Genomic DNA, 19,900 nt, shown 5'->3' on the forward strand with positions numbered 1-19,900 from the left:
CACGGAACAGGTGGCAGCGGTCTTGCCGGCCCTGGCATGCAGCCGGTCAGGCCGCCACCAGTTCCACCACCGGCATCTTCCACCGCTGCTCAATCACCTCCCGCCCCGGACCATACAAGCGCAAAATCAGCGTAAAAGCCCCACTCTGCGGCGCCGGCAACCAGTTGCTCGGGGCTGGCGGTGTAGAAGGCTGGATAGCGAGGGTCAACCCGCCATCCGCGTCCACCTGCAAGCGATCGCGGCTGCTCAAACAGTAACGATCGATCGGGTTGCTCACCAGTTGCCGATCCGGCAGGTCGTAGAGTGTCAGCGACCAGAATTCGCTGGCCGGCGGCAATTGGCCTGGGGCGAAGCGCAGCTGGTAACGATGCCCGCCCTGCAGCGGCTGGCCCTGATCGTCCAGCCGACTGCCGGTGTAGAAAGCCTCTTCGATGCTGTTGCCGTAGATGCCGACAGCGGCGGCAATGGCGCGGTTGAGGTAATTGCCGCCTAGCGCCTCGCGAGTACCGAACAGCCCAAAGGTAGTGCGTACCTTGGCGCAACCCGCTTGCAGCTGAGCTTGCGCCTCCTGAATACCGGCGAGCAGTTGCTGGCGGGTTGGCTCTGGCAAGGCGGCGACATCGAAGCCCTGGCCGGGAACGATGCCAATGCGCGCGAAACGTGCACGCAGCACCTGCTCGGAGGGATGGGGCGGACACAACGTGAGGATCTGGTTGAGCACCGCGATAAAATCCACGCCCAATCCGCTTTTACTGTCCCACGCCGGCCACGTAATGCTCGGTGCCGGAACAGGTGCAGCACTGCCGGTAAATTCATGCAGCGCTCGCAGCCGGTATTGTTGCTGCAGGGCTCGCACCGATGACATGTCATCGGCGTTGTGCAACCCGGTGCGCCCCAGCACCATGACGATTTCAGTCTCGCTGCGCAGGACCGCCTTGATACCAACGGGCACCGGCCCTTGCCAGTTCGGTCCGGCAATCAGGTAATCACCGGCCTCACGCCCGGTGCTGAGCACGCCGACGTAAGCAAAGTTGTGGGTGTATTGATCGACCAGTTGGTGCACGTAGTAACGGTCCTTGTCGACCGCCGGCACGCTCAACACCTGCGGCTCGCTGCGCAGGTCGAGCCAGGCCCAGGAGTACGGCGTGTCGTTGTTGGGCGTAACAATGTCGCGGTTTTTTGGCGTGTACGATTCGCTGTAATGCCGGAAGCGATTGAAACCGCCGACGTAGCCCGGCGCAGCAGGGTCGAGTGCCTGCTTTTCCATGGTCTGGTAGTGCATGAGCATCGGATAGGCGTAAATCCAGGCCTCGCGCGCAATGGCCTGGACGTCATCCGCATCAGCGGCCAGCAACCAGCGTGGAACCATCAGGCTTCCTCCGAATATTCCCATGCCACAGAGCAGCCGACGTCGACCGAACATCAGGTTCATGGCGCAATCCTCGTAATCGTTGGCAGTCGGTAGCTCGCCGCCAGCGCCGCGGCTTGGGGCAGGTACAGGCGCAGCAGCAAATTGAAGGATGCTTGTGGTGTTGGCAGCCAGTTACCCTGCTGCTCGGGTGCGGTCTGTTGCAGGGTCAGGGTCAAGCCGCCGTCAGCGTCGTACTGCATGGCGTGGCTGCGGTTGCCCAGGGCGTAGCGCTGGATCGGGTTGGCCGCGAGCAATTGGGTCTTGGCGTCGTACAGCGTCAGCGACCAGAAGGCATCCACTGGCGGCAACTGCCCGGCGGCGAAGTGCAGGCGGTAGGCGTTGTTGCCGTCCAGCACCTGGCCTTGGTCGTCATGCAATGCCATGGGGTAGATCGCTTCGACCGGGTCGTTGGCGTAGATATAGCGCCAAGCCACGGCCGCGCGAGTCAGGTCGTCGTCGCCGAACTTCCCGACGTTGGCCGGCGAGCGGAACCACCCCTGTTGCTCCACCGATAGCTGGCTGGAGGCAACACGGACTTGTTCGCGACCGGCTTCGGCGCCTTGAATAATGGCATCGTCCAGGCCTGGAGGTGCTGCAAAGGCTGCGCCGGGCTGCACGCCGATGGCGGCGAAACGTTGCAGTTTTGCCTGTTCGCCAGGGGTCCATTGATGCAGCGGTGCCAATGCATTGAAGGTGCTGAACAGCGCCTGCGCCGGTGCGCTTTTGCTGTCCTGATAGAGCGGCAACTGCAGAGCCGGCAGGTTCGGTGCAGCGGCGCCCGTCACCTTGGACAACGGTTGCAGCGCATAGCCCTGCATCACCTTGGTCGCGTCCTGTTGATCAGCTTCACCCTTGACCTCGGTACGTCCGAGCAGGAACACCAGGCGACTCGGCGAGTGAATCACGCCACTGAATCCGTCGGGCACTGCGCCTTGCCAATCCGGGCCGGCAATCAGGTAACGGCCTTTCTGTTTACCGGTGGCGCGGGTGCCGATGTAATCGAGGTTGTCGGTGCGCATGTCGACCAGCTGGAAGCTGTAGTAGCGCCCTTGCACCGCAGGCACGTCCAGCACCACGGGCTCGCCCCGCAGGTCGAGCAAGGCCCTGGAGTAAAAGGTGTCGTTGTTCGGCGACACCACTTTGTTGTCTTGCGGGCCGAGCAATCGCGGTTCGCTGTAGAGCTTGTTGTACGGCAGTTTGGCGGCGATGGCGGTGAGCAGCTTATCGTGTTCGACGGTGGCGTAGGCGAACACGTAGGCCTCTTGCGCCAGTTGCCTGGCCTGGGTTTGGTCGAGGGTTGCAGCATGAGCACAGCCCAGGCTGGTGCCCAGGGTCAGTGCGGATATCCAGTAGCGCACGGTGGGGCTCCTGCTAGAAAAAACTGGAAAACACCGGAACCCTTGTGGGAGCTAGCCTGCTAGCGATGTGGCCATTACATTCAACATCTTCGTTGACTGACATATCCCTATCGCGAGCAGGCTCACTCCCACAGTGAATGTTCCGTGGTAGTGGCAGGCGGGTGTTATTTAGCCCAGCGGCGCAGGTCCGACGGGGTGTAATCGTCCGTCTTCGCCGCAAACCCGACGCGCATCGGCTCGGTCTCTTCGTTGGCCAGACCACCTGCGTAGTAACGGCCGGAAATCAGGTCGTACGAAGTCTCCAGGACGTTGTAGGTGAAGCCGTGGTCGTACTGCTGGATCGCGTGCATTTCACCGCTGCGCCACAGCTCCCCACGACTGTCGTACTGATCCGCCTGCGCGATTTGCCAGCTGTCCTCGTCGACGTAGAACCGGCGCTTGGCGTAGATGTGCCGGGCGTTGGGCTTGAGCGTCGCCTCGACCACCCAGACCCGGTGCTTCTCGTATCGCGCCAGGTCCTGGTTGATGTGGTTGGGTTTGATCACCTCGTCGTACTTGAGGCTGTGGCTGCCGATCTTGTAGCTGTTGTAGGGGATGAACAGCTCCTGCTTGCCAATCAGTTTCCAGTCGAAACGGTCCGGCGCGCCGTTGTAGCCGTCGATGTTGTCTGCAGTGATCAGGCCGTTGCTGTAACGGGCGCTGTTGTCATAAGCAATCATCGGCGCGCGGCGAACGCGACGCTGGCCGGGCAGGTATTGCCAGGCTGAACGCGGCTCGGCGACCTGGTCGATGGTCTCGTGTACCAACACGGCTTCGCCGGACAGACGTGCCGGTTCGAGCACGCGGCTCTTGAACATGAACAGGACGTTGGCACCAGGCTCTAACCCGCCCACGGTATCGGCGAAGTTGATCAGCGACTGGTTGCGCACATAACTGGTCGCGCCATTCTCCCGCACCAGCGCCGAGCTGCTGATGCGCTCGTAACTGCCGCCGCGATAGCGCGTCATGTGGTTCCACATCACCTCCAGGCCTTCGGTCGGCAAGGGAAACGGAATGCCCCGCGCATAGTCGTGCAAGCCGTTACCGCCATCGGCCATGCTGGTCTTGGCCACGTTGTCGCGACTTTGCGCCAGCACGTCTTTGGGCAGATTGGCGCTACGGTGCGACGGGTAGATGTTCATCTTGTAGCTGTCGGGAAAGCGCTTGAACATCGCGATCTGCCCGGGGCTGAGAAACTTCTGATATTGCCCGAGGTTCTTCGAGTCGATGGTGAACAACGGCTTTTCCGCAGCATAGGGATCGCTGTAGCCGCCCTTGCTGTCGACGGTGCCAGCGTTCGCCGCCAGGCCTCCGGTCCAGGCTGGAATACTGCCGTCGGCATTGGCCGGCATTTCCGAGCCCATGGGTGTCAGGGTTTTGCCCAACGCTGCGGGATCGGTACCTTTGGCCTGAGCCAGGCCGACCGTGCAGGCCAGTGCAAGCACGCACAATTGCATACGCATAACGGTTCTCCTTAGAAGTCTGCCTTGAAGCTGACGGATGCGAAATCGCGGTCGTCGAGGGTGCTGTAGTCGTTGGAACCGAAGAACGCGTTGTAGGCCAGTTCCACGCTGTAGTAGTTGAAGTAGGTGCCGGTCAGGCTCAGACCCAGGGCTTGCTGACCTTCCTGGAACGGGCCCAGGGGGTCGTAGGAATAACCCGAGATGTCATGCCGCCAGTTCACCGCCGGAATCAGGTTGATGCCCGGCAGTACGTCGCTGTACTCCATGCTCGCGCGCAGGCGATAACCCCATGACCAGTCGGTGGCGAAGCCTTTGTCAGTGCAGTACTGATTGGTCACGCCGGAGGCTGCGGTATTGCACGGCGTGCCGTTGCGTGTGGCGCTGCGGCCAAAGGCGGCGTTGCGACCCAGACGCTCGTCGCCGAGGTCGTCGATGTGCACCACGCCTGCCTCGCCGAACAGGCTCAGGCGAGTCGCGCCAAGGATGTTGTCGAAGGCCTGGGTCGCCGACCCGGTCATCTGCCACACGCCTTTGCGCACCCAGGCGTCGTAGCGGTCGCCGTTAGTCGTGCTGAAGCCCGCCGGCAAGTCGATCCAGGAGCTGCCCCCAGGCCCGGAAATCACCGCGACGTTGACGTCCGGCGCGTTGATCGCCAGTGGCATGTTCGGCCGGTAGCTCAACTCACCCGCCAGGGAAATCCCGCTATTGGGCTCGACGCCGTTGAGGCTGATGCCATACAGGCGGATGTTTTCCGGAAACGCCGCCGCATAGGTCGGCGGCTGGATACCACCGGGAAAGGTGCCGGGCAGCCTGGTGTTCCTTGCATCAAGGGTGAAATAGGGCAGCCGCGAGTGATAGTTGATGTAGTAGACCGCCGCTTCGGCATCGTTAAGCGCCGGGATCATCTGGCGCAGGGCAAAGCCGAATTGACCGTTGTCGGACGGCGATTCGTAGCCCCGGGAAGTTGCATAGAGTCCCGACGCCTGCATCTGTTGATCGGTCTGCACCTGGCTCAGGTACAACGGCCCGCAGCCTTTCTGGATCGCATCACTGGTGGCGAAGAACGTGCCGCAGCCGTCGAGCACGCTGGGGCGCCAGTTGTACTGATAAAAGCCTTCAAGGTTGGTGGTGTCCGTCAGGCCAAAGCTGAAGGAGACCATCTCCACCGGCAACTGACCTTCCTTGATTTCGACGCCTGGACGGTTGAACGCCGAGACGTCCAGCGGGTTGATCACGTTGATGCCGTTCTGGATCAACAGCGATTCACCCCAGGACAACACTTGATTGCCGACCTTCACGCTCAACGGATGCCCGGACAGCTCGAAGTCCTTCCAGACATAGGCGTCGAGCACCTGGAAACCCTTGAACTTCGACAGATCGTCCCAGCCTGAATCGTCGAAATCCTTGAAGCGGCCCTGACGGGTTTCGTAGGCGTGGTCGTACCAATACTTGAACCGCACAAAAGCGCCCTGCCCTTGTCCGTCGAGACTGAAATCGGTGAGGCCCTTGAAGGTCTGCGAAATGGGATCGCCCTTCTCGAAATTCAGCCGATTGTCGTCGGCGCTAACGCTACTGCCATTGGCCCGCACGCCCTGGGCTTGCAGGGCATTGGCGCGGGTCATCAGGCTTTTGTCAGGGTTCTGCGTCGACCAGCTGCTGCCCAGGCTGAGCGTGGTCTTGGTCGACAGGCTCCAGTCTTCATTGATATCGACACTGGTTGCATGGGAAGGCCCCGCGAGCACGGCAAAAATCGCCAGGGCGAGACGTTGCGGGCGGGAGTGGCCAAGCCGATGAAGTCGCAGACGGACTCCGGCTGTGGCCGAGCTATTTCTTATCATTATTAGGCTCCGGTCAGGATTACTCAGCCCGGACACGGTGCCGAATTACCAAGCCTCACACGCAAGCGATGGCTGACAAAAAGTAATCATGACGATGTTTAAACGGCGTCTACAGGGAGAGCCGAAACTGCTTGGGAGTGATGCCGAACTGCTTGCGAAACGCCCGGATGAAGTTGCTTGGCTGGCGATAGCCCAGGCGTTCGGCGATGCGTTCGATGGGCTGGTCACCTGCCGTCAGCCAGTGCCGTGCCATCTCCAGGCTGTCGCTGCGTCCATGTTGCGCGGCCTCTGCCTGCCAGTGCCGCAGCATGCTCTGGTGCAGGAATGGGTTGGCCCCCAGCAAGGGTTCGTCGAGGCAGTGGGGGAATAGTTCCAGGCATGGATGCGCGGCCTGTTCAACACTGATGCCGACGGTGCGCAGCCAGTCCCCGGCGACTTGTGCCGGGGTCAGGCCAACACTGACAAATACCTCGCCAGGCGCCCGTCCGATTCGCCGGGCAATGTTGCGCACCAAGGTCAATGTGGCGGCGTCCAGGGCGTAGTAATGCGCAGCGGTATTGACCGCGCACAGACGCAGTTTGGCCTGTCCGCCAGTGTCCTCCAGTTCTGCGACGACGTAGTTGGTCACCCGCGGCAGGAACTCGACGAAGCACTCCAGGCTGGCCCGTAGCGTCGGCGCGGAGTCCAGAAGAATGTTCAGACCCTGCAGGCAGGTGGTCGCCATGGCATTCACCAGCTCACAGCCAAACGTGGGAGCGGCCCCCGCACGTTCGCACTCGAGCCACAGGCGCTCGACCAGAAGCGCCGGAATCCGCTGGAGCTGTCCGTCCAGCCACGACAGACTGATTCCAGAGCGCTCGAGCATCTGTTCCTGGCACAAACCGGATTGCCCGGCATGGTTGAGAATGGTTCGGGTGAAAGCACTGGAGGTGAACGCTTGTTCCGGCATGAGCAGCTACGAGGTTAATGGCAGGGTTGTACTTATGCCAGCCCGTGTGCTATCGATCAAATGCATTAAAAGTATTCGCAAAATGCAGGAGACGCATGATGGACTTACGCCAGCTTCGCCACCTCGTGGCCCTCGCCGACTACCGCAGCTTTGGCCGGGCTGCCGAGGCGATCAACCTCAGCCAGCCCGCCTTCAGTCGCAGCATCCAGACCCTGGAGCGCGATCTCGATTGTTCGCTTGTGGAGCGCAGCAGCCGCGAATTCCGCCTCACCGGCCAGGGCGAGTTGGTGGTGCAACATGCCCGGCGCCTGCTCGCCGGCAGTCAGGCGCTGCACAACGAACTGACGCAATACAACGGCCTGACCGGCGGTGAGCTGCACTTCGGCAGTGGCCCCTACCCTGCGCAGCTGCTGGTGCCCGAGGCGCTGGCCGAATTCATCCACGACCACCCGGCGATCCGCACCCGCTTCCACCTCGGCGACTGGGAGCAACTGGCGCTCTGGCTGCGCGAGCAACAGATCGAATTCCTGGTGGCGGATTCGCGTTACTTCACTGGCGACCCGCAGTATCGGGTCCAGCTCCTGCGTCCACGCCAGGGCAGATTTTTCTGCCGCATCGATCACCCGCTGGCGAGCCGTGCGCAGCTGCCCCTGCGCGCCCTGCTGGACTATGCGGTGGTCGGCACGCGCATTCCGCCGATGATCCGCAAGATCCTCGCCGACATCCAGGGCGAACCGGACTTCAACCCCAGCGTCGAGTGCGCGCAATTTGATGCGATCCGCCGCGTGGTCATGCGCTCCGATGCGGTCGGCCTCGCCACGGTGGAAGCGCTCGCTGAAATGGCCGAACAAGGGCTCATTCGCCTGCTGGACTTTGCCGACGTGCCGCGCGAAGACCCAGGCCTGCAGTTGCATTACGGTATCGTCAGCCGCGCCGGGTATTCACTCACGCCTGCTGCGCTGGCCATGATCGATGCCATCGTGCAGGTCGACCAGCGTTTGCTTGCAGTGCGGCAAGATTGAACGGCAGTGTCATGCACGTCGCGCGATCGACTGCGGCGCAACTGGCTCGCTCAGAACCCTTAGCAGGCAATGCATCGCTTCTTCTCTACTGCGTTCGAAGCGATAACGCGATTCGATGTACAGCGCCATTTTCAGCTCCACCGGCTCGTCCAGCGGCAGCGGCACCTGGTGCATTCCCAACACGGCAGCGACCCGACTCGGCAGGCTCACGCCAAGGGGTTGGCGGTCGGCAATCAGTTTCGCGGCCAGGGTGCTCTGGGTGGTCACCGCGATAGTGCGGCGCAGGCTTTTCAGACCCAGGTGCAGGTCGACCGGGCTGAGCCCGTCGCGCCGGCTGGACACCAGGATCTGCGGCTGCTCCAGATAGGCTTGCAGAGTGCGCGGCGGCTCCTTCAGCCCGGCGCCATAGGCGAACACGTAATGGTCGCTGGGCAGCCGTTGCTTGTGCAGACCGGCCAGTCCGGCCAGGGGCTGATCAATGTCGACGAGGATATCGAGTTTGCCGCTGGCCAATTCCTGCAAGGCATCGCGCCGGCGGGGCTGGAAATAACGCACCTGCCAGTTCGCATGGGGGACTTCCAGCAACGCATCGAGCAGAACCGGTTGCAGGCAATCCAGGCAGCTGATGCGCAGCAATGGATTGGCCTGCCGCGCCGAAGGAATCATCCGCAAGCCATCGCGCAGCGAGTCCAGGGCGCTGCGCACAAAGTCCGCCAGACGGTGGGCAACCAGCGTCGGAGTAACGCCAAGGCGGCTCTTGATAAACAGCGGATCGCCACACAGATCACGCAAGCGCCGCAGTGCGTTACTCATCGCCGGTTGCGACAGGCACATGACCTCGGCGGCACGAGTGACGCTGCGCTGCTGGTAGATCGCATCAAAGGCGAGCAGCAAGTTCAGATCGAGCTGGCGTAAATCAAACATGGTCTTGCTCCGGCAAATCGCTTAACGTCGGGCAGCCTAACCAGTGTCTGCACACTTGCTCTGAGCCCTAAATGACAAAAAGCGATCAGCCTCAACTCAACGCGTTCTACGCCCCGACCCTGCTGCCGGCAATCGAAGAGCTGCTGGCCCGCGGCATTGAGCGAAACGCGATTGAGGGCCTGTTCGGGCGCAGTCTGTTCGAGCTGCGCACACCCTTCATGCGTATACCGCTGTTTCTCTCGCGACGCTTCTGGGCCTTCGCGCTGGAGCAGACTGGCGACCATTCGATAGGTCTTGCTGCCGGTCGACGCTTTGTCTCGACCGCTACCAACGGCCTGACCTACCTGTTCGATGTCGCCCCTTCCCTGGAGCGCGCATGTGAATATTTCGAGCGGTTCTTCCCGTTCTTCAACGGGCATTACCGCACGCATATCGTGCGCAACGATGGCAGCGTCGAGCTGAGATTCATCGACTGCGGCAGCTTGAAATCGAGTACCGCGACCACCGACTACATCCTTGTCAGCGTCTGCAGCATGCTGCGTCGAAAATTTCTCGCCAGCGGCGTCGAGCGTGATCCGATCATCGGCGTCAACCTCGCTCGCCCCCCTACCGCCGACTCCAATGATCACCAGCAAGCGCTGCGTGCTCCGGTAAATTGGGCTCAGCCATTCAACTCGATTCAACTCGACGCGCAATTGTTCGTCGCCTCATTGACCCCTGGCAATCACGAACTGGAACAGACCCTGGTCGATCTGCTGATCGAGACCCAGCGCCATAGCGAGCCTACATTGCTGGAGCAGGTGAGTGATCACCTGATTGCGGATCTGGCCAATGCCAACTGGCAGCAGTTCTGTGTCGATCATCACAGGCTTGAGCGTACAGCGGCGCGGCGACTGAAGGCGCTTGGTTGGAGTTTTTCCGAGTTGCTGGAAGAGTATCGGCGTTACAGGGCCGAGGACTTGCTGCAGGAAGGGGAACTGGAGCTGGTGGAGATTTCGGATCGGCTGGGATACGGCGATGTGCAGAGTTTTAATCGCGCCTGTTTGCGGTGGTTGGGTTGTCCGCCGGGGGTTTATCGAGGGCGCTGGAGTGCTGCTGCGGCTCGCTAGCGATCAAGGCCGTAATGGTGGTTGGTTAGTGAGCGGTGTCCATCGGCTTCTTCTCGGGAACAACAAAATTCACCGTCGTACTGGTGAGGATCTTGTGCGTCGGATCAGCGACTTCAAGCAGAACCTTGTGAGCACCTGGGGTCAGTCCAACCAGGACAATCGGGTCCTCACTGGTGTGCGCCCAAGTCCCTTTCCAGTCTTCGACCGTCACGTGAAGGTGACCGAGACGGGGTGATACCTCAACGGCCGCCTTGCCGAACACCGGCATGATCCTGGCCTGCTCGGTTCGATACTGAATGATCACCACACCACGGGCCAGCGGCTCGGCAAGCGGCGGATAGGCGATGAGTGCTGGAACCGCTTCGGACTCCAGTGGCAGTATGGCCGGTGGGTGATGGGGGTCTGCTTCACCCTGACCGGATGCTGCTGTCCAGTACAAAACCGCCAAGGCAAAGGCACAAAGATTTCCGACTCGAATGGGCATGATTTTTCTCCCGAGTGACATCATCTAAGCCTAGATCAACCCGCACGGTTTCACCCTACCCCTGTAGGAGCGAGCCTGCTCCGGGCGGCGTTCCGACGATGAACGTTAACGATGACGCGGGCCGCCTGAATAAACGCGTTATGCCTAAGTCTTATATAGCGCCTATTCAGTTTATCGCGCCGATGTATTTGCCAAACACGAACAATGAACACATCACAACGATGCTTCCCCATAAAGTCCATTGCATTACTGCAAGCTTGCGCTTGAGAGAAGCGGGAAAAGCGTTCAAGTCATCAATGCTCACTCCTCCTAGCCTGAGGTAGAGATTTGGAAAAGTAATAACACCCGAGATACCTCCAACTAACAACAATTTCCCGAAGGGGCCACCGAATCTGAGAGGGGCCCGCCGCAGAATCGCTGAACAATTTTTCAAGCGTTCAAGCATCTCGTCCATCCGGGTGTAAGCCAAATGCAGCGCAAAACAGAACCAGATCATCATCCCGGCAAAATTTGCCAGCCCGATGTAGAGAAATGCTGTTTCAGCAGTATTTAAACTCACTTTCCAGCCTCGTATACCGAAAAAATAGATCCGTAACCTTTTCGATCACCTTTTCGGTCACGTCACTTTTTCGGTCAGTCACCTTTTCGGTCACCTTTTCGCTCGTCACCTTTTCGCTCCCCCAGAACGCTGATGCAGGCGACCATGCCAATTACTTGAGCTTTGCGATCAAGCAAACAAACGTTAGCCATACAATGCTGACGCATGTGAGTACGGTTTTGATTTTGAGCAAGAGTTTCAGGTCCTTGGGAAACTTGCGGATATCATCTGGATCTAGATCTCCCGACCGAATGCCAGGCCCTGGCCACATCACCATAAAGGTGATTCTGGCGACCAATAAAACTTTCCCAAACCACCCGTTCTGCAGTAATCCAGCAGCGGTAAAAGCTATGTGGCGACTACGACTTAATGCCTTCAGTAAGTTGTCTAGATGGCAACGACTCAGGTACAGACTATAAAACAAGCTGACGTAACATAGCAGGATTGGCCCCCCAAAAAACCAGACAGCTAACCAAGACTTCATAAACTCGCCTTGGCTCATGGCAAAGTCGTTTCGTACAATACCTCACCTAGACTTTCTCCACCAAGCCCGCCCAGCGTTGCCCCACCCCAGGCCCCCATTCCTACAATCGCACCAACACAAACCACCCCACCTATGATGGTAGTGGCTAATGCCACGCAGACGGGTCCACTGGCTGCATATGCCAGTTCCCCCCCCAACAACCCAAACCCAGTGGCACCTACGAACTTCCCACTTTCAGTAAATTTAACTTTTTTGCACGCGTCGCCCCCATCGCCGATACAGACCTCTTGAACAGCGAGCAACGAAGATACCCCCCCAAGGGCAATGCCAACATAACCGCCTGCATTCATGTATTTGACAGCACGACTGGTCGCATCCACATGCGTCGCATACCCCGGTATCTGCCCAGGCGCCCCAGCCTTATCCCAATGATGCACGAGGCTGCGAGTCGATATTCCCAGGGCCGTCTTCAACTTCGGGTGATCACCCAAACTAGTCTGGCCACGCAACCGAGTGGAATTCAGCAGATGTGCATCCAACTGACCGAGAAGACGCTGACGATCGGTGAAAAACTGCGGTGATTTCAAGTGCCCATGCTGGCGATAGCTGTCCTGATGCAGTCGCTCCATGGCTTGGAGGGTATCGCGCAAATTAGTCAGGTGCTTTTCCATCACGACGGCGCTGACGCCAAGCCAAGTCGAGGTGTGCCCCATAAAACTGGCGATCTCAGCGCCGTGACGGAGCAGGAATTCGGCTTCCTGATCCGTGAGAGGATCGAGCGCTGCACTGACCTCTTGAGAAGCCTGCATCAGCTGAGCTTCCTGATAGGTACAGGAAGTGTTGTTCGGATCGCTCAGCACGATCAAAGACCCGGCTTTGAAATTGCCTTGCCCTGGGTTGAGCGCTCGGAATTTTCTGACCACTGCTGGATCGGAATTGAAGAAAAGCGATGCTTCCAAAGCCTCCCGGGTCATGCTCTTGGGCACAACATAAAAGCCGGGTTCCTGCGGCTCCACGCTGTTGAACACTGGTGGTATAGAATTGGCTGCAGGGGAGTAAGCAGACTGTTGTGGCGCTGACGGATTGGAAGTTGCCACTGGAGCGGTGGGTTGAGCGGCTCGGCTCGGAGCTTGCCGCGCAGGTTTTTCCGCATTGCGATAGGTGGCGGTGAATACCGAGGGGATAAGGCGAGCTTCGCAAGGACAACTGCTGTAGCTGTCCAGCGTGCCGGCGACGTGTTTGCCGTGACTGGTCATGTGCGAGATGCCACCGACGATACGGTAGATTTCCCCGTCCTCGCCACACGTGACCCGATCGCCTTCGCGCGCATGAGCCAGGCCATACATCATGAGCCTGGTATCACCATCCAGGACTTTGCCACCGCAGGTGGTCTTGTCGTTCAGACCAATGAAATATCCCACGCTCATCGATTTTCCTCTCCATATTATTCCGGTCGGGTCCAGGCAGATTCCGACTGTAAATTGCGATCTTTGGTGTTTAGGTAGCCGGAGTGGCGCGGCGCTTTAAACCATTGGTTTAGCGCCGCGCACTCATGGATTAACTAGCGACAGACGGAAGAAAATCTTCAGGCATTGGGAGCCCCTTGAACTGCACGCACACACATGCGCCTTGGGGAGAATTAATGATCTCGTCGCCATTGCTCAGCAGGCTACCGACCAACGCATCACCGCCGAAGGCCCTTCCGCCTCCGGTGATGATCTGCGCCTGGCTACCATCCGGATAAATGACGTAGTCGCCTGTGCGCGCTCCCTGCACAGTCTGACCGTCTTCAAGGTGGTAGTTGGAGGTTGCCGTCCCTTCGTGGACGACTCCACCATTGCGGGTTTGGCTTCCCTCAGTCGCGAACAGGAATATGGCGATAGCGGGATGTATCTCGGTTCTGGCCTGCCGTTGACGCTCAGCCGCCAAGGATTGCTCATCGAATCGTGCAAGCTCCTCCTCGGTGAAAGGCGACTAGTTCCGCTTGTCGAGGTATTCCTGGGAAACTTCGTTGGTGTAGACAGCGCGCACAGGTACATTCATTTGGGTTTCCCTTCTGGTGACTATGAATTTTCCTCCCCTCCATCCTGGCTAGCGCAGCAAGCCGGGTGAGTATCAGGGTGGCGGAAATCATAAGACGAACGCTAACCGCGTCGCGCCCCCATGGCGGGCTCAAAAGAACGATTAGGAAGTTTCGCTTCAATAAAGAAGCCTTTTCCTACAAAAGCGTCAGAAGGATTCATCTACGGACGACAACAATTCAACCTATGCTCGAAAACTGGTATCAATTACTGCGAAGAATGAGGTGCAAAGTGCGTGGTTGCGTGAGGGGGCTTCGCGGCTGGTGTTTACGCTTTGAACGACAGACGGGATGGAGCCTGCTGCGCAGGCCGACGCAGCCTTCGGCAGCTGCTACAGGATCTCCACACGCCGCAGCCCCTGTAGCTAGCGCAGCCTGAGTCGGGGCGCGAAGCGGCCCCTGCATTTCAACGCCCAAACCTCATCGCCAGGGATGGAGCCTGCTGCGCAGGCCGACGCAGCCTTCGGCAGCTGCTACAAAAACTCCACGCCTTGACGACGGCAACAATTGCGCTTTAATGGCCGGGCGTAACTCACTCAAGGAAGATAAAAATAATGAAAACCGCTTTCGGCACCCTCCTGCTGATCTGCCTGGCCACCAGCGCAGTCGCTGACGACACCACCGTCGGCTTCCAGACCTCCACGCTACCCGACAAGCACGATGAGCGCCCACTGGAAATGGTCGTCTGGTACCCCAGCGCCACCACCGTCACGCCGAAATTGATCGCCGACAATCCGGTGTTCGTCGGCGCCCTGGCCGTGCGCGACGCACCAGTGGCGGCCGGCGAGCATCCGCTGGTAGTGATTTCCCACGGCTTTCGCGGGAACTGGGGCAATCAGGCGTGGCTGGCCAGTGCGTTGGCGCACAAGGGTTACATCGTGGCTGCGGTCAACCACCCTGGCACTACCAGTAAGGACACCAATCCTCAGGCCGCTGCGCAGTTATGGCAGCGCCCTGCCGACCTGAGCCGGGCCATCGATGCAGTCCTGGCGCAGCCGCAGCAGTTTGGCGCGGTCACCCGGGGCCGAATCGCCGTAGTGGGTCATTCCCTCGGCGGGTGGACCGCCCTGGAAATCGCCGGGGCTCGTTTCGATCCCGAGCGTTTTGACCAGGACTGCAAAATCCACACAACGCTGGCCAGCTGCTCGGTGTACCAGCAAATCAACCCCGCCAGCACCCCGGCAGCAAGAGCCCGGCTGGCTGCAGATTTGCGCGATACCCGTGTCAGCGCCATCGTCAGCCTGGACCTGGGCCAGTCTCGCGGGATGACCGATGCCAGCCTTGCGGCGCTGCCTGTGCCGACGCTGGTGATCGCTGCCGGCGCGCCGTCTGCAGACCTTCCCGCCGAGCTGGAATCCGCCAACCTTGCCAAACGCCTGCCCCAGGCGTCGAGTCGTTACGTCGAGATCAACGATGCCAGCCACTTCACATTCATGGCAGTGTGCAAACCTGGCGCGGTGGCGTTGATTGAAGAGGCGTCGCCAGGCGACGGCATGATCTGCGCGGATGGCGACGGCGCTCGCCCGCGTGAGGTGATCCAGCAGCAGGTGACCGCGCTGATCAGCGAGTTCCTGGCGCCGCCACTGATCACTGGGGAACGTTAGGCGAAAGCTTACAGCGAAGGGTTTTGTCCGTATCTGGCTCAATTTGTAAGCTGATATCATTGATGAACTTACAAGCTGGGCAGAGAAAAATGAACCGTCGTAAAAAAATAAAGCAGTTGTTGAAGGCGCACGCGAAGAAGGCCAGTGCCAAATTGGCACCGGCCAAGTCGAAGTACATCAGCAAGGCCGACCGGGTGAAGCTGGAAGCTGAGGCGGGGCAAGAGTCGGTCAGTCCGGCTGAGAGCTGATCTGCCCGGCTCACCATGATGCATGGGAGCTATGCCTAACCGACCTCAATCAATATCGGACATGGCGCATTCTGCAAGACCTCATACGCCACTGAATTGCCCACCAGGCGTTCGAAGGTCGACATATGGTGATGCCCCATCACAATCAGGTCGCACCCACGCTCGCGGGCATGATTGCAGATGGCGTGCTCCGGATCGCCGGCAATCACTGCGGCGGTACATTCAATATGCCGGGCCTGAAGAAACTGCCGGGCCTTTTCGACAACCGCCTCTGACTGCAGCTGCTCCGACCAGGAGGCAGGCGATGCCTGCCGGGACTCAAGATCGGGCGCACTGAATTCGAAAGCGATCACACTCACGACATGAATCCGCGCCGACTCATGGGCCACCTTTACCGCCAACTCCAGAACTTTGTCGGTCTGGGCGTTGCCATTGATAGCTACCATGATTTCACTGAACATCGTTGATCCCGTTTAAGCACCTGGAAACCGAAGTCTATCAACCGCAAAAATTCGCGATAACTGACTTGTGGGCAATGTATGAATGCGTCCAACGCAGCAATCGCCCGCTGCGCGTCATAAATCCGTAACCCGTCGCTGCTACCGTCCTGGCGCCTCCCCATGGCTCCGGTTCCTCTTCAAGGTGACGCCCACGGTGTATTCGAACCCGACTCGCAAACACATCATCCTCAGGTCCGACGACATGCGCTGCGACGACTTCGGCGCGTTGTTTTCCAGCATGTTCGGCAACCGCTACGGCGACACTGCGCCGCCTCCCGGCAATATCATCATCGGCGGCGTCTACGGCAGGCACGAAGGCGTGAGTTTTCGCCGCATGCACTACCGGGGCGATTTCTGCGTGAGCTTTCCCGATCCCCAGGACGAAATCACCTTCGTGATTCCCACCGCAGGCAAGATCATCTTCAACCACGTGACCGAATCCGTAGGCTTTGCTCACGTCGGCCTGGCAATCGACAAGGCGGACATCCGCTCGGTGCGCTTTATCGACAATCATGCCCAGCACGGGCTTTCCATCAAGCGCGGGCACATCGTCGAGCGGCTGTCGACGCTGCTGGATAAACCGATTCTGGAGAAGGTCTGTTTCGAGCCGGTGGTGGACCTCGGCGTGGCGAATTTCCAGGGCATCCGCGCGCTGGTCGAGCTGGCCACGGGAACCGCATTCGACTACCTGATCAATGCCGGCACGTTGATGCCCGAGCGTCTGCGGGAAATGCTCATCGACGCTGTACTCGAGGCCTGGCCGCACAATTTTACCGAGGCCCTGCGACGCCCTGCACCGCTGGTGGCCCCACGGCATGTGAAGCTGGCCACTGAGTACATTCAGGAACATCCGCACAACCTGGTCAGCGGCACCGAGCTGGCGCAAATGGCCAACGTCAGCCTGCGCGCCTTGCAGCAAGGATTTCGCCACTTCGTCGGCTGTTCTATCGTCGCCTACCAGCGCCAGGTGCGCCTGCAACGTGCTCATCATGTACTCAGCCAGCACGCTTCACCCTCCGTGACGGAGGTGGCCCTGCAATACGGATTCAGTAATGTCGGCAGGTTCTGCCAGTACTTCCAGAGTGCCTACGGCGTAAGCCCTGCGGATATGAAAAAAGGTCTGCGAGCACGAAGCTCGTCGACTGTTTGATTCTGAAAATCGGGCCGCCCGCTGGCAGCGGCCCGCTCTCCGGTCAAAACAGATAGCTTGCCTTGAGCCCGCCACTGAAACCGTGGCTATCACCGCCACCGCTGGCGCCGACCTCAGCCCCCAAGCTCCAAGCTCCAAGGTTGGCCATGAGATTCACCCCGCCCGTGAACTGGTCGCGATTGTCGAAGGCTGCACGCTGTTCGATGTCGAGCCCCAGCAGATGTCCCTCACTGTCGACCTGGTGATCGCCGAGCACATGCTCATAACCCACCTGCACCCCCGGCACCAGCTGCCAACTGCCCAGGCCTACCGGTGCGAAAGAGGCATCAAGGTTGGCGACAACACTGCGCCGGGTTTCCTCAATCCCATCGACATCCAGCGCCAGTTCGCTGCCCTTCTCCTGGAAGCCTGACAGGTCGACGTGGCTCACGCGTACGCCCAGGCTCGGTTCCAGGGTCACGCCGCTGACCGGCACCCGGTATCCGAGCGCCAGGGTCGCGCCGACGAGTGAGCCATGGCTGTCGCCCTTGGCCGTACCCAGCCCGCCGCCGAGCTCGCGCTTGCTGTCGTAGTCCAACCAGCCGCCGCTGGCGTCTGCGTCGACGAACACGCCGCGCTCAAGACCTTGCGGAGCATAGCGCGCGCCGAGGGCAAGGAACGTCAGGTCGGTATCAGCCTCGCCCCCGGCTCCTCCGACGCTGCCTTTGCTATAGCCAATACCGGCATGAGCACTGAGCTGTTCGGAGAAGCGCTGGGTCAGGCCGATCATCAGGCCCTGGCTGTGTTCGTTGCTGCTGGAAGCGCTGGATGAATCCTCGGTGCCCAGGTACCCGGCCAGCCCCGTGCTCCACAGCCGATACTGGCCTGCCTTCAGGTCCGTGCCACTGGTAAAGGGTGCCGCGGCCTTGTCGATCAGCGCACCCTGACGCAGCAGGTAGCTGGCGGCATCGGCGTGAACCTGACCGCCGACGGTGGACTCGACACCGCCCAGGCTGCCGGCATCGATGGCCGACTGCAGGTAGTAGTTGTAGGCGCTGTAGGTGCCGGACAGATTACTGTTCTGCAACTGCTGCAACAGCTGCGCGCCGGCAGCGGCGTTACCCATCAGGCCGGCCTGACCGGGCAAACTGTTGTACTCCACCAGCTTGGCGCGCAACACGTAGAGCGCCTCCTGGGACAAGCCCAGTCCCTGCTTGAGGTAATTGTCCATGCTGCCGTACTGCGTGATCACCTGATCCAGTCCTGCCTGCAGATAGCTGGCCTCGACCCCGAGCAGCGGCGCATAGATTGCGGCCATGCTCGCTGGCATCTGCGCCAGCGTCGCCGCCACCCGCGCGGCGGTGTAGTCGTTGGTCGCCAGGTAGTTGCTCATGATCGTCGCGTCGTCGACCCCGGCAATGCTTTGCAGCACGGCGGCTGTCCAGCCGGTGCGGTCCTTGCCGGCGGTGCAATGGAACAGCGCGGCGCCGTCGACGCTCGCCAGCTCATTAAACAGCCGGCTGAACTGGCTGCGCATCCCGGCATCGCTGACAAACGCACGGTTGGTACCTTCCATCATTGCGACGGCATCAGCAGCGCTGCGGAACGAGATGTTGGTGATGTTGGAGCCGGACGTGGTGCCGCCGATGATGTCGATGTTGCTGTAACTCGCCCCGGTGAGCATGGTATCCGGCGTGGCGGCAATTTCACTGGGCGTGCGCAGGTCGTAGATCGCCTTGATACCCAGGCTGTTCAACGTGGCCAGGTCCGCAGCGGAAGGCGTCAGCGCGTTGGAGCGATAAAACACCCCACCACGCAGGGTGCCGTCGTTGGCCGTGGAATACGCCTGGGTAATGCCGGCCACATCGCGGAAATTGTCGATGCTTTTCAAGCGCGGGGTATTCAGATCGGCGGCCTGGGCGGAGGCGATGGACAGGCTCAGAACGGACAGCGAACACAGAAGACGTGGGAACACAGTGCAGCCTCATTGGAAATGCGTTGGGCTGGCCACTATCTGCGGCGAAGTGACACCTAATGTTACAGATTGCCGAGAGTTGGAATTAGGTGCGCGATCTGTCCGGCTGCGGCGTTTTCTGTCCGGACGTGCTTATCTCCCATACGTACTAATCTTGCAGTGCAGTTTTTCCTTTCTGGAGATTCGAGATGATGCTCAGACACTCGCTGGCATTGCTGGTCATGGCAACCCTGGTCGGTTGCACTACTCCTGCGCAAAAGGGCGTGTCGGTGCCGCTGCAGGCTACCCGGCAGAACACCGGGCAAATCGGCAACGTGACCCTGGCCAACTGGGGTAAAAAGACCGGATTCAATTTTGTCATCAGTGGAGTGCCCAACGGCGCCACCCTGCCCCTGCGCCTGTTCACCTTTATCAACAAAGGCAGCTGCCAGCAACCGGGGCCTGTGGCTTACGCAATGAACGACCAGGTCATGACCGAGCGCCAGGCCATCCGTGGTTGGACGTTCTCGAGAAGCGCGCCTGTGGAACTGCCGGTGTTGCTGGCCGGGGAGTACTCGGTGGTCGTGCGGACTGCGCCTGACAGTGGCAGCGTTGATATTTTTTGCGGTGAAATACGGCGCGGGGGCTCGGCGCAATAGTCGCGGGCGTTGAGCTGCTGAGTAATCGGGGCTCTGAGGCCTGAAAC

18 protein-coding genes are annotated in these 19,900 nt (G+C 60.1%); 6 read left to right on the forward strand and 12 right to left on the reverse strand.

The genetic code is table 11. The annotated features are described in order from the left end of the window. Positions 1–46 precede the first annotated feature (46 nt). The 5 genes from ACYZTK_RS03745 to ACYZTK_RS03765 form a co-directional block, all read right to left on the reverse strand. A complete protein-coding gene (locus ACYZTK_RS03745) occupies positions 47–1,432 on the reverse strand; it encodes a DUF1254 domain-containing protein (protein WP_462013197.1) in 1,386 nt (461 codons plus the stop codon). Beyond that, entirely contained in the window at positions 1,429–2,769 is a 1,341-nt protein-coding gene (locus tag ACYZTK_RS03750; RefSeq protein WP_462013198.1) for a DUF1254 domain-containing protein, read from the reverse strand. Before ACYZTK_RS03750 ends, ACYZTK_RS03745 begins: the two co-directional genes overlap by 4 nt. A 164-nt stretch (positions 2,770–2,933) precedes the next feature. Continuing rightward, entirely contained in the window at positions 2,934–4,271 is a 1,338-nt protein-coding gene (locus ACYZTK_RS03755; protein WP_462013199.1) for a DUF1329 domain-containing protein, read from the reverse strand. 11 nt (positions 4,272–4,282) lie between these two features. After that, positions 4,283–6,109 carry a DUF1302 domain-containing protein gene (locus ACYZTK_RS03760; protein WP_462013200.1) on the reverse strand — a complete coding sequence of 609 codons (1,827 nt, stop codon included), beginning with the start codon at positions 6,107–6,109 and terminating at the stop codon, positions 4,283–4,285. Between the two features lie 109 nt (positions 6,110–6,218). Further along, positions 6,219–7,058: an AraC family transcriptional regulator gene (locus ACYZTK_RS03765; RefSeq protein WP_462013201.1), complete on the reverse strand. Its 840-nt coding sequence runs from the start codon at positions 7,056–7,058 to the stop codon at positions 6,219–6,221. Between the two features lie 98 nt (positions 7,059–7,156). On the opposite strand from ACYZTK_RS03765, the gene ACYZTK_RS03770 reads away from it, so the two are divergent. Further along, the gene (locus ACYZTK_RS03770) at positions 7,157–8,080 is read left to right on the forward strand and encodes a LysR family transcriptional regulator (RefSeq protein ID WP_462013202.1); all 924 of its coding nucleotides are present in this window, start codon (positions 7,157–7,159) and stop codon (positions 8,078–8,080) included. A gap of 9 nt (positions 8,081–8,089) precedes the next feature. Here the strand turns inward: ACYZTK_RS03770 and ACYZTK_RS03775 are convergent, their stop codons facing one another. After that, positions 8,090–9,004, reverse strand: coding sequence for a LysR family transcriptional regulator (locus tag ACYZTK_RS03775; RefSeq protein ID WP_462013203.1), 915 nt, complete (start codon positions 9,002–9,004; stop codon positions 8,090–8,092). A gap of 71 nt (positions 9,005–9,075) precedes the next feature. On the opposite strand from ACYZTK_RS03775, the gene ACYZTK_RS03780 reads away from it, so the two are divergent. Then, complete coding sequence (locus ACYZTK_RS03780; RefSeq protein WP_462013204.1) at positions 9,076–10,113, forward strand: helix-turn-helix transcriptional regulator; 1,038 nt, start codon at positions 9,076–9,078, stop codon at positions 10,111–10,113. Between the two features lie 25 nt (positions 10,114–10,138). Here the strand turns inward: ACYZTK_RS03780 and ACYZTK_RS03785 are convergent, their stop codons facing one another. The 4 genes from ACYZTK_RS03785 to ACYZTK_RS03800 form a co-directional block, all read right to left on the reverse strand. Next, a complete protein-coding gene (locus tag ACYZTK_RS03785) occupies positions 10,139–10,597 on the reverse strand; it encodes a DUF6130 family protein (protein ID WP_462013206.1) in 459 nt (152 codons plus the stop codon). A gap of 166 nt (positions 10,598–10,763) precedes the next feature. Beyond that, positions 10,764–11,156: a hypothetical protein gene (locus ACYZTK_RS03790; RefSeq protein WP_462013207.1), complete on the reverse strand. Its 393-nt coding sequence runs from the start codon at positions 11,154–11,156 to the stop codon at positions 10,764–10,766. A gap of 537 nt (positions 11,157–11,693) precedes the next feature. Then, positions 11,694–13,106, reverse strand: a complete 1,413-nt coding sequence (locus tag ACYZTK_RS03795) for a PAAR domain-containing protein (RefSeq protein WP_462013208.1) — start codon at positions 13,104–13,106, stop codon at positions 11,694–11,696. Positions 13,107–13,236: 130 nt separating this feature from the next. Next, the gene (locus ACYZTK_RS03800) at positions 13,237–13,608 is read right to left on the reverse strand and encodes a hypothetical protein (RefSeq protein WP_462013209.1); all 372 of its coding nucleotides are present in this window, start codon (positions 13,606–13,608) and stop codon (positions 13,237–13,239) included. A 705-nt stretch (positions 13,609–14,313) separates the two neighbouring features. Here ACYZTK_RS03800 and ACYZTK_RS03805 point away from each other — a divergent pair. Together ACYZTK_RS03805 and ACYZTK_RS03810 are read left to right on the forward strand one after the other, a co-directional pair. Then, entirely contained in the window at positions 14,314–15,363 is a 1,050-nt protein-coding gene (locus ACYZTK_RS03805) for an alpha/beta hydrolase family protein (protein ID WP_462013210.1), read from the forward strand. A gap of 89 nt (positions 15,364–15,452) precedes the next feature. Beyond that, a complete protein-coding gene (locus tag ACYZTK_RS03810) occupies positions 15,453–15,611 on the forward strand; it encodes a DUF2986 domain-containing protein (RefSeq protein ID WP_462013211.1) in 159 nt (52 codons plus the stop codon). Between the two features lie 35 nt (positions 15,612–15,646). Here ACYZTK_RS03810 and ACYZTK_RS03815 read toward each other — a convergent pair whose 3' ends face one another. Next, positions 15,647–16,072: a universal stress protein gene (locus ACYZTK_RS03815; protein WP_462013212.1), complete on the reverse strand. Its 426-nt coding sequence runs from the start codon at positions 16,070–16,072 to the stop codon at positions 15,647–15,649. Positions 16,073–16,313: 241 nt separating this feature from the next. On the opposite strand from ACYZTK_RS03815, the gene ACYZTK_RS03820 reads away from it, so the two are divergent. Next, on the forward strand, positions 16,314–17,261 hold the full coding sequence (locus ACYZTK_RS03820; RefSeq protein WP_462014848.1) for an AraC family transcriptional regulator: 948 nt from the start codon (positions 16,314–16,316) through the stop codon (positions 17,259–17,261). Positions 17,262–17,304: 43 nt separating this feature from the next. On the opposite strand, the gene ACYZTK_RS03825 is transcribed toward ACYZTK_RS03820, so the two are convergent. Further along, the gene (locus ACYZTK_RS03825; protein ID WP_462013213.1) at positions 17,305–19,215 is read right to left on the reverse strand and encodes a tyrosine-protein phosphatase; all 1,911 of its coding nucleotides are present in this window, start codon (positions 19,213–19,215) and stop codon (positions 17,305–17,307) included. Positions 19,216–19,403: 188 nt separating this feature from the next. Here ACYZTK_RS03825 and ACYZTK_RS03830 point away from each other — a divergent pair, with 188 nt between their 5' ends. Beyond that, a complete protein-coding gene (locus ACYZTK_RS03830) occupies positions 19,404–19,853 on the forward strand; it encodes a hypothetical protein (RefSeq protein WP_462013214.1) in 450 nt (149 codons plus the stop codon). Positions 19,854–19,900: the final 47 nt, after the last annotated feature.

Source organism: Pseudomonas sp. LB3P31 (assembly GCF_054897945.1).

Coding starts and splice junctions, on each gene's coding strand:
- ACYZTK_RS03745 (WP_462013197.1), bottom strand. CDS start 1,432: ATGAACCTGATGTTCGGTCGACGTCGGCTGCTCTGTGGCATGGGAATA.
- ACYZTK_RS03755 (WP_462013199.1), bottom strand. CDS start 4,271: ATGCGTATGCAATTGTGCGTGCTTGCACTGGCCTGCACGGTCGGCCTG.
- ACYZTK_RS03760 (WP_462013200.1), bottom strand. CDS start 6,109: ATGATAAGAAATAGCTCGGCCACAGCCGGAGTCCGTCTGCGACTTCAT.
- ACYZTK_RS03765 (WP_462013201.1), bottom strand. CDS start 7,058: ATGCCGGAACAAGCGTTCACCTCCAGTGCTTTCACCCGAACCATTCTC.
- ACYZTK_RS03770 (WP_462013202.1), top strand. CDS start 7,157: ATGGACTTACGCCAGCTTCGCCACCTCGTGGCCCTCGCCGACTACCGC.
- ACYZTK_RS03775 (WP_462013203.1), bottom strand. CDS start 9,004: ATGTTTGATTTACGCCAGCTCGATCTGAACTTGCTGCTCGCCTTTGAT.
- ACYZTK_RS03780 (WP_462013204.1), top strand. CDS start 9,076: ATGACAAAAAGCGATCAGCCTCAACTCAACGCGTTCTACGCCCCGACC.
- ACYZTK_RS03785 (WP_462013206.1), bottom strand. CDS start 10,597: ATGCCCATTCGAGTCGGAAATCTTTGTGCCTTTGCCTTGGCGGTTTTG.
- ACYZTK_RS03795 (WP_462013208.1), bottom strand. CDS start 13,106: ATGAGCGTGGGATATTTCATTGGTCTGAACGACAAGACCACCTGCGGT.
- ACYZTK_RS03805 (WP_462013210.1), top strand. CDS start 14,314: ATGAAAACCGCTTTCGGCACCCTCCTGCTGATCTGCCTGGCCACCAGC.
- ACYZTK_RS03810 (WP_462013211.1), top strand. CDS start 15,453: ATGAACCGTCGTAAAAAAATAAAGCAGTTGTTGAAGGCGCACGCGAAG.
- ACYZTK_RS03815 (WP_462013212.1), bottom strand. CDS start 16,072: ATGTTCAGTGAAATCATGGTAGCTATCAATGGCAACGCCCAGACCGAC.
- ACYZTK_RS03820 (WP_462014848.1), top strand. CDS start 16,314: ATGCGCTGCGACGACTTCGGCGCGTTGTTTTCCAGCATGTTCGGCAAC.
- ACYZTK_RS03830 (WP_462013214.1), top strand. CDS start 19,404: ATGATGCTCAGACACTCGCTGGCATTGCTGGTCATGGCAACCCTGGTC.